We start from the raw sequence: 10,804 nt of genomic DNA, 5'->3' as shown, positions 1-10,804 counted from the left end.
GTGTGCTACTTGGAGACCGAGGATATCTGTCTGATAGTATACAACTCGATTTATTCCAATCAGCAAATATTAAATTGGAAACGCCAAAAAGAATGAATCAAGTGAATTATAAACCACAGCCGTATGTTTTCAGAAAAGCAAGAAAAAGAATTGAAACTTTATTCTCGCAACTGTGTGACCAATTTTTAATTAGAAGAAATTATGCTAAAACTTTTGAGGGATTTAAAACTCGAATTCTAGCCAAAATAACAGCATTAACTCTAGTTCAATATATCAATAAATTTATCTTTGATAGACCAATAAATAAAATCAAAAATCAATTAATTTAATTTCACCCAACGGGTTAAAATTAGTAAGTTAGGTAAAATCGAATGGCAGAAAAGTTATGGTGGTATATATGCTGATGAATTAAGATGTTTGAACAAAACTCAAGATAAAGGATATATTATTGGAGGCAATTCAAATTCAATTATTTCAGGTTGTAAAACAGAAGAAAATTTTGGATTATCTGATTTTTGGATTTTAAAACTTGATTTGAATGGAGAAATTATATGGCAAAAAACACTTGGAGGCGACAAAGATGAACAATTAACAACATTTTTTCAAACAAAAGATAAGGAATTCATAATTGGAGGAAGTTCAAATTCAAGCAAAAGTAATATTCAACTTAAAAGTCCAACTAATGGAACAGATATATTGGTTATCAAATTAGGTGAACAATTAGATGTTATTTGGCAAAAGATGTACAATTTTGGAAAAATTGATGTATTAAATTCTTTAATTCAAACTAATAACGATGAATATTTATTAGGAGGTTATGCAAAATCTGAAATAAAGATTGGTGCTAATTCTAAAATTAAAGATGATAAGGGGATTAATGATTTTATTGCTTTAAAAATTGATAAAGATGGAAATGAAATTTGGCAAAAAACTTTTGGTAGTAATGGAGCTGATGTAATAAAAAAGATAATAGAAACAAATGCTGGAGAGTATGTTTTAGGAGGAACTTCAAATCCTATGCAATCTTGCTTCATTGATTATGATTATAGAACTTCAAGTAAAAAAGATGTAGGTTTTAATAAATTTTTTGAAGAGAATAATAGTGTAAATGAAAAACTTGAATCGTTGAAACAAGAATTTAAAGAAGAACTTAATTCTGAAATCACGAAAAACATGAATGAATTAAAATCTATGACTGGGGTTTCAGATGATTCACCAATTAAATTTAAAACTAATGAAAATTCTTTAACAGAAGGGCTTTTAAACAATAATAGTACTACTACTAAGAATCAAAAAAAACTACCTGCTTCTGGTGAAAAAAACAACAATTTTGGTGATTCTGATTTCTGGGTCATTAAATTAAAAGATAAAGAAAAAAAGAAGAAAAATTCCTTTGAAATTGAGGCATATCCAAACCCAACTAATCAATTTACTAATGTTGTTATTGATTATGAATTTAAAACAGGAACAATAATCGTTGTTGATTTAGCAGGACATGTATTACAAGAGTTTAAAACTACAGAAAAAATTAACGCTATAAACTTAGCTAGTTATCCAGAAGGCATTTACATAGTAAATGTTAAAACTAATGTACAAGAAAATTCTGTTAAAATAATTAAAGTAAATAATAGCAAATAATAATGAAAAAAATATTTTTTTTAGTTTTTTTAGTTTCAAATTGTGTTTTTTCTCAAACTGGAATGAGAAACAATTATGATGTAAAATCTCCTAATGTATCTGATTTTATTAGGTATGGAAATATAGGTTCTAACATGTATGTTGGGGAATTAAATTTATCTATTCCATTACTGAATGTGCCAGTTAATGGGCAAAACCCAGTTGATTTATCACTTTCATATAATGCCTCTGGCTTTATGCCAAATAAAAGATCTGGAATTGTTGGATTAAATTGGAATATATACGGAATACCAGCTATTACTAGAGAAGTTAAGGGTTCGCCTGATGATCATATTGGAGCTCCCACTACACAAAACGGGATTAATGGAAGGTATGAACATGGATTTATGGTTGGGATAAAATATTTAAAAGATGTTAGTGCAACCCTGCCAAATGGTGTAGTTAATTCGAGTAATTTAATTTCTTTTTTAAATAATTCAGGTGATGAATTTTATAGTTACAGATTCAAAGGCGCTTCAGGTAGTACTACGAATTCATTTGAAACAACACCTGATGTATTTAGTTTTAATGTTAATGGAATTTCTGGTAAGTTTTTTATGAGTTCGGATGGTAAAATTAAAGTGATTACTGATAATCCAAATGTTATTACAGTTGATTTAACTAATTTCAATTTTCAGCCTTATACGGTAAATTGCACACCAATTAATTTATCTGAAATTAAACTAATAGATGGTAGTGGAAATAAATACTATTTTGGTGGAGAATCAAAATATCTAGAATATACATTAAATTTAAAATTATCTACTCAAACCTCAGATAACGTTGGTAGTCAACCTGTAATAAATACATGGTTTTTAAAAAGAATTGAATACTATAACAATGAAATTGTTTATTATAATTATCAAGATGATAATATTACCAATTCAAGTGATTTTTGTTTAGCGTCTGGAATGTTCTACCACGGAGGTACATTACAAAACCCAGAAAAATTGAAATTTATTTATATGAATGAAAGTGTTAATGATTCTAGAAATTTAAAACAATTTGCTGGAACAAGCTTAACAACTGGGGGAATTGGTAATTATTACACTTTGCACAAAAAGGCTTTTCTAGATAACATTTCAGGAACTAACTTTAATATTAAGTTTAATTATAGTTCTCAAGACTATGTGTTCAATAATAATAGCAATTTATTTGCTTTTTACAAGAGTTTTAAAGAATTTAAGTTAGATAATATTGTTTTAAAATATGATACTCAAGAAATTGAAAAAATTAATTTTACATATTCTTTAAAAGGTGGAATTAATGTGGTGGATTCTTATCCAAGATTGTTTTTAGATACAGTACAGGAAGTAGGGAGGCCGCCATATTCTTTTGAGTATGATATTTTGAACAATCAACAATTACCAAAGCCATCTACTTGTGCAATTGATTTTTGGGGGTTTTATAATGGAAAACTAACAAATGATGCTCCTCCATTTGGATATAATCAGCTAATACCACAAACTAGTGTAGATGCTAATGGTGATTTAGCATATACCAATGATATTAGAAATGCCGATTTTAATTTTTCTAAAATTGGAATAATTAAAAAAGTAACTTATCCGACTGGTGGGTATTCAGTATTTGAATATGAACCACATACATATTCCAAAAGATTAGAAAGAAGATTTGCGGGTGGTTTTACACCAATTTTGTATGATATTAATGGTATTGCTGGTGGAGTAAGAATTAAAAAGATTTATGATTTTGATGGCTCTCAGATTACAAATGTAAAAGAATATCAATATGAGGTATCGCCTAATGTGTCTAGTGGCATATTAATGCAGTGGCCAAGAACTAAAATTAGCTATAATACAATAATTAATATGCCAAGCGGTTGGTATAATGGTGTTTATTATAGTGGAGGAAATACACCAACAGATGTTCATATATTTCAATCTTCATCAATTAATATGAATACAATTGAAAATGCAATTATGAATTATTCAAAAGTAACTGAAAAAACTACATCAAATGGATACACGGTTTATAATTTTAAAAATTATTTTACTAACCCAGATAATAATGACTATGTTTCTACTCAGTTAACAGCGGGAACTTATACACCTGCGGTTTTACTAAATAATATTAATTTACTTCATAATGATATAAGTATTGAAAGAGGTAAACTTGAAAGTAAATATTCTTATAGTAACAGTAATACTCTAGTTCATAAGGAAGAATATTTTTATAATATTGATCCAAATAGGTTTACTCAAAATTCTCAAACTGCTCTAACAACTTATGCTTGGTGGTATAATTCAAAACAATATTACTATAATAATTTTTTAACTCAAACAAGAAGTACTTTATATAATTCTAGCGGTAGTATTGAAAGTGTACAAAATAGCGTATACATTTCTGCTCCTTCTTATAATTCTACAACAATGTCTAATCAAGATGTTTTGAGTGAAATGACCACTTTGTCAAGTGTAAACAATGAAATTATTAAAACAGAGTATAAATATCCTTGGCAAAACTACTTGACAACAAGTACTGAATTTTTAAATTTTAAAAATGCAAATATCATGTATCCAATTCGTGAAATTGAATATAGGAATGGTATTAAATTAAGTGAAAAATTTACTTTGTTTGCTAAAGATGCCTCGACAAATTCATTAATGCTTCCAAAAAGCATTTATAGTGCAAAATTTCCAAATTCATTAACAAATATTACTAATGTTGGAAATTTGGAGAAAAAATTCACATATGATTTATATGATGCAAAAGGAAACGTGTTGCAATACACTCAAGAAAACGGTATTCCAGTAACAATTATTTGGGGTTATAATAAATCATTACCAATAGCTAAAATTGAAAATGCTTCATTATCTCAAGTCGCTAGTGCCTTAGGTACAACCACTTCTACATTACAAACCACTTATAATGAAAGTAATATAAATGCATTAAATGGTTTAAGAAGTTCACTTCCAAATGCAATGATAACTACTTACATTCATTTACCATTAATAGGAGTAAGCGCAATAACTGATCCTAAGGGAGATATTGTGACATTTACCTATGATTCAAGTAATCGATTAAAAAATAGTAAAGATAAAAATGGTAACATATTAACCGAATATCAGTACCATTATAAAAATCAATAAGAAAATGAGAGCGAAGTATATATATATAACTTTTTTACTATTAAGTGCTTTTACTCTAACTGCACAAGTAAAGAAAAACAAAACAAAAAAATCTTCTAATCAAAATGCTAGGATTATTGAGCCAGGTGAATGTTATACTGGTTTTGGATTTCTTGATAATGATGGTGATGGATATGGAACAGGTCCTCAAGTGTGTTTAGATAATGTTATTGATGATAACATGTATGCCTCAATAGGTGGTGATTGTGATGATAATAATCCAAATGTTACAATTTCAAAATATTGGTATTTAGATGCTGATGGCGACGGATTTGGAGGAACTCAAACGAGTTCCAAGTTATGTTATCCACCAAATGCTTCATATATAGCTATTGGTGGTGATTGTAATGATTCAAATACTGCAATAAACCCTAATACTATTTGGTATAGGGATGCTGATAATGATACTTTTGGAAATCCCAATGTTACATTAGTGCAATGTTTACAACCAGTTGGCTATGTTTTAAATAATACAGATTGTGATGATACAACTAATACCATTCAATCTTCAATTACATGGTATATTGATTCTGATGGAGATGGTTTTGGTAATCCCACACCAAGTGCTAATAATCCCAAATTACAATGTAGTCAACCTGTAGGTTATGTAACAAATAATACTGATTGTAATGATAATGATGTGACTTTAAATGCTTCTTCAATATTTTATTATGATGGAGATGGCGATTCTTTTGGCGATCCTAATGTTACTATCACAGCTTGTTCTCAACCAGCTAATTATGTAACAAATAATTTAGATTTATGTCCAGGTATTTCAGGTTCATATCAAGGATGTGTAGTACCCACTTCTTCATCTTCTTTTGGTAATAGAAATTATATAATTACAACAACGCCAAAGATACCTGTTACAAATATTCAAAATATTTCACAAGCTAAAGATGTTGTGGTTAATATTACGTATTATGATGATTTAGGAAAACCTAATCAACAAATCGCAAATCAACAGTCAAATTCAGGAAAAGATATTATTACCCACATTGAGTATGATAATTATAACAGACAAGTTAAAGAATATTTACCCTTTGTGTCAACTTCTACAAATATGGCATTTGATACAAGTGCATTAACGAATACCTTTAGTTATCCAGAATATAATGGTCAATTTCCATTTTCTGAGAAACAATTCGAATCATCTCCTTTAAACCGTGTTTTTAAACAAGCGGCTCCAGGAACTACTTCTGACTGGGCTATGGGGAGTGGTCATGAAATAAAATTTGATTATTTGACTAATACAAGTACAGATGCAGTAAAATTATATGCTGCAACAGCAACTTGGAATGCAACAAATGAGGTTTTTGATATTGTATTATCTCAAACAGGTTCAACAACTTATGCTGCAAATCAATTGATAAAAACAGTTACTAAAGATGAAAATTGGACAAGTGGTAAGAATAATACAACCGAAGAGTTTAAAGATAAAGAAGGCAAAGTAATTTTAAAAAGAACTTATTCTGATTATATAGAGTTTAATCAGTATGAAGTAACTCATGATACTTATTATGTGTATGATCAATACAATAATTTAACTTATGTAATACCGCCATTGGTTTCAAATGTAACTAGTCAACTAGATGGATTGTGCTATCAATATAAATATGATTATAGAAATCGTTTAGTAGAAAAAAAATTACCAGGTAAACAATGGGAGTTTATAGTTTATGATAAATTAGATCGTGTTGTAGCTACAGGTCCCACATTTTCACCTTTTAATCAAGAAAGCACTTCAGGTTGGATGTTAACAAAATACGACGCATTTAACAGACCTATCTTAACGGCATGGCAAATTCAAACAGGAACATTTTCATCTGCTATTAGAAAAACATTGCAATCTTCATATAATAGTGCTATTGTTTTAAGCGAATCAAAATCAACATCAGATGTAACAATTAATATGGTAGGATTTAGATATACTAATACAGCTTTCCCTACTTCAGGTTACCATGTGTTAACAGTAAATTATTATGATGATTATAATTTTTCATTTGCTGGTACAATATATCAATCAGTAGAAGGACAAACTGTGTTTTATAATGCAACTAATAAGCCAAAAGGATTAACCACAGGAACATGGGTTAGGATATTAGGAGATTTTTCATCTACTACTGTTCAATCTGAAAAAGTTGTTATGTTTTACGATGAAAAAGCAAGGATAATAAGGTCTATTAAAACCAATCATCTAGGAGGATCCACACAAGTAGATTCTAATTTACAACCTATGACAGGAAGAACAAATTATACAGTTACTAGTCATAAGAAAGATACAGGTTCATTAATCATTATTAAAGAAGAATTTACATATTCTGACCAAGACAGATTAATTAAACAAACGCATCAAATTAATAATGGTGCCAAACAATTAATTGCAAGTCATAGTTATGATGAGTTAGGAAAATTAATCTCCAAATACATAGGAGGTAGTAATATTTCGGGATCTACAGGATTACAAAAAGTAAACTTTGAATACAACATTAGAGGTTGGTTAACAAAAATTAATGATATAAACAATCTTTCTATTGGTTCTGACCCACAAGATTTATTTGCTTTTAAAATTAGCTATAATCAGATTCAGAATCATGGAAATACTCCCATTCCGATGTTTAATGGTAATATTTCTGAAACCTATTGGATTTCAGCTTCGGATAATAACATTCGAAAATACATATATAAGTACGATAATTTGAACAGATTGAAAGATGCAATTTATATGCGTCCTAATACCTCTATTATAGGGAATTATAACGAAAGTTTAACTTATGATAAAAATGGAAATATAACCACTTTAAATCGCTCAGGTGAAAATGATAGTACAACCCCAATCAATATCGATGCCTTAACATATGGATATGAGTCAAATACGAATAAATTAATTAAAGTAGATGATACAACTAATCATCCTGCTGGCTTTAAAGAATTAGTAAACTCAACTACTGAATATACTTATGATGCAAATGGTAATATGACCAAAGATGACAACAAAGGGATAACTAGTATAACGTATAACCACTTAAATTTACCTAAAAGAATTATTTTTTCTGGAAATAATAATATTAGTTATATTTACAACGCTATTGGACAAAAAGTAAGTAAAACAGTGAGTACATCAGGCACTACTACATTCTATTTAGATGGTTTTCAATATACAGGGAATAGTTTAGATTATTTTCCACATGCCGAAGGGTATGTTGCAACAGGCAATAAATATGTGTTTCAATACAAAGATCATTTAGGTAATGTTAGAGTTAGTTTTAAAGAAGGAACAACACCAGGTACAACTACTGCTGCGGATATTATAGAAGAAAATCATTATTATCCATTTGGATTAAAACATAATAATCCATTTAACGGAACAATTTTGAGTGGTTATATAGCTGGTAATAAGTATAAGTTCAACGGAAAAGAATACCAAGACGAGCTAGGGCTTAATGTTACAGCAATGGACTTTAGAATGTACGACAATGCTTTAGGACGTTTTCATAATATTGATAAGATGACAGATATTATGCCATCGTTATCGCCATATCGTTTCGCATTTAATAATCCAGTTTTGTGGGGCGACCCAACAGGTTTATTAGAAAGTGGTGGCGGTGGAAAGGCTGTCAATGAAGAAAACCCAATAAAACTAAAAGAAGTAGAAATTGTAGCAACAAGGAAGTCTAGTGTTCAAAGACCAGCGAGTTTTGATTATGCTTTAGTTTCTATGAGTGACTGGAGAAGTCCAAAAAGACCAACTCTAGAGCAATACAATAAACATCATGGCACAAATTATAAATCAGTAGATGATTGGTATTACCATGAGAAGTATGTGCCAGCTCATAAAAAAATGACAACCGAAAGAAACCAAGCGGGTAGAACAGTTATTGGTACATTAACAGTATTGGCTACAGCGGGGGTTGGAACTGCTTATGCTTTGCCAGTTGCTGCTGCATGTTCTCCTGCTATTCAGTCAACATTTGCAACTTTAGCGACTAATCCAGTAATACAACAAAGAGTATTAGATGTTTCACTAAATGTGGGCTCTCAATTATGGGTTAATGGTGGGAATGTTGGTGACGTTAATTTAGTTGAAGCTTCAATGTCCGCTGTAAATGGTGCTGGAGCAACTGCTTTAGGGGAAATGGTAAATGTTAATGCAAACTCAATCAGTAGAGGAGATATTTTTGAAAAATCTTCTTATTCTCAGACTGGTGTTGCTGTTGCTGGGGGGTTAGCAAGTTATGGCTTTGGAAATGCAACAGATAGGCATTTGAGTGGAAGTGGTTGGAAAGGCAAGGTAATAGGTACATATTTTAAATTATTAATTGAAACTGGCTCAAATGGGGCTCCAAACTTAGTGAAAGATGAATAATAGTATACTAAATTATTTTAAAAAGAATAAGTATGGACTTATCTTTATATGTGTTGTTTTATTAGGTATTGTTCCTTTTTATATCAACGCAAAAATTAAATACAATGAAATTCAAAAGAACGGAAAAATTGGAATTGGAAAATTTGTTGAATATGAAAGAAAGCCAAAAACAAGAAATTATTATTTTGAGTATTATAATAAAAATAAAAAAATTAGGGATTTAATAAAAAATCCGCCTGATGGATTTCATAAAAATGTTGGGAGCTTTTATAAAATTAAATACTTAGACAAATATGAAAATATAATAGTTGATTTTGATGAAAAAATTACAGATACCGTAGCCATCTTAAAAGCAGGGTTTTCAAAAGAAGATATTGCAAATATGCCAAAATAGTAACATGATAACCATTCAAAAATCCTAAATTAAAATAGGATTAGTTAACTAGTTCGCAAAAAAATAAACGGCATTGATGTATGATTCAGAAATGCCGTTTAGAAATTACGTTCTAATATACACAATGGTAATTAGCACATCTTTATAAGCTGTACACATAAAGTAAAAAAGTAAAACAGATATAAATTAATTTGCAATTTTAAAATACATCTTTTAGTATTATTTAAACTAGAGTAATAAACAATAACAATGAAAAAAATATTTTTAGCAATACTTTCTATTAGCATTTTGGTATCATGTAGTAAAGATGATGCACCTTCTAATCAAGCAGAACGACCAGTAGATTTTTATGCTGCAGGATGTGATTACCCAGAAACAGGTAATGCAAAAGCTGTTTTGTGGAAAAATGGCGAGCCTACTTATTTAACAGATGGTAATTATAATGCCTATGCCTATTCTGTATTTGTGGAATTAGAGAATACACATGTTGTAGGTTTTGAAAATAATATTGGAAAGTATTGGAAAAACGGTGTTGATCAAACCACACTAACTCCACCAGCAGATTACTTTACTAAAGTACAAGTGATAAATGATAAAGTATATATTTTAGGTAAAGTTGGTACTGATATAGTGTTATGGGAAGATGGTGTGCCTACAATTATTTCAGGCTTTGTTGGCACTACAACATATCCGTGTGATTTTAAAGTGGTGGGTAACGATAAGTATGTTTTAATAAATAGTGATAATTCAGCAACTTTGTGGAAGAATGGAGTAAATACGGTTCTCTCAGATGGTGTAACTTCTGATACTCCAAGAGATTTATGTGTAACAGGAAATAATGTATATGTTTTAGCAGAAGAATACTATAATGGTATAAAAAAAATAAAGTATTGGAAAAATGGAGTGATTAATTATATTAATAACACTTCAAATAGTGTTTATGCATTTAATATTGATGTAAATAACAATAATGTATATATTGGAGGATCGATAAATTCAAAAGCACATTTTTGGAAAAATGGTGTAGCAACTCAAATTGGTTCGTCAACTGGCAATTCTTATTGTTATGGAATGCAAGTTTTAGATAATAATGTTTTTACAGTAAATAAGGATAATGGAAAAGCTAAATTTTTGAAAAACATTTCTCAGCTTTTTATTGATAATGTAAGTTACAATAGTGATCCGAATGAATGTTTTGTAATTTACAAATAATATCAT

6 protein-coding genes are annotated in these 10,804 nt (G+C 29.4%); all 6 read left to right on the top strand.

All coding sequences use genetic code 11. From position 1 onward, the window contains the following. A partial coding sequence (locus BP92_RS0111270; RefSeq protein ID WP_026726161.1) for a transposase occupies positions 1 to 329 on the top strand: 329 nt, incomplete at its 5' end. Between the two features lie 205 nt (positions 330 to 534). Next, on the top strand, positions 535 to 1,638 hold the full coding sequence (locus BP92_RS0111265; RefSeq protein WP_150111927.1) for a T9SS type A sorting domain-containing protein: 1,104 nt from the start codon (positions 535 to 537) through the stop codon (positions 1,636 to 1,638). A 62-nt stretch (positions 1,639 to 1,700) separates the two neighbouring features. Next, a complete protein-coding gene (locus tag BP92_RS0111260; protein WP_150111926.1) occupies positions 1,701 to 4,787 on the top strand; it encodes a hypothetical protein in 3,087 nt (1,028 codons plus the stop codon). 4 nt (positions 4,788 to 4,791) lie between these two features. Continuing rightward, positions 4,792 to 9,192, top strand: coding sequence for a DUF6443 domain-containing protein (locus BP92_RS0111255; RefSeq protein ID WP_026726158.1), 4,401 nt, complete (start codon positions 4,792 to 4,794; stop codon positions 9,190 to 9,192). Then, a complete protein-coding gene (locus BP92_RS0111250; RefSeq protein WP_026726157.1) occupies positions 9,185 to 9,586 on the top strand; it encodes a hypothetical protein in 402 nt (133 codons plus the stop codon). The genes BP92_RS0111255 and BP92_RS0111250 overlap by 8 nt, the downstream gene beginning before the upstream one ends. 249 nt (positions 9,587 to 9,835) lie before the next feature. After that, positions 9,836 to 10,798 carry a hypothetical protein gene (locus BP92_RS0111245; RefSeq protein ID WP_026726156.1) on the top strand — a complete coding sequence of 321 codons (963 nt, stop codon included), beginning with the start codon at positions 9,836 to 9,838 and terminating at the stop codon, positions 10,796 to 10,798. Positions 10,799 to 10,804 lie beyond the last annotated feature (6 nt).

It is taken from the genome of Flavobacterium sasangense DSM 21067 (assembly GCF_000686885.1).
Lineage (GTDB): Bacteria > Bacteroidota > Bacteroidia > Flavobacteriales > Flavobacteriaceae > Flavobacterium > Flavobacterium sasangense.
The sequence above is the reverse complement of the archived record's forward strand: the minus strand, read 5'-3'. Positions and strand labels throughout refer to the sequence as shown.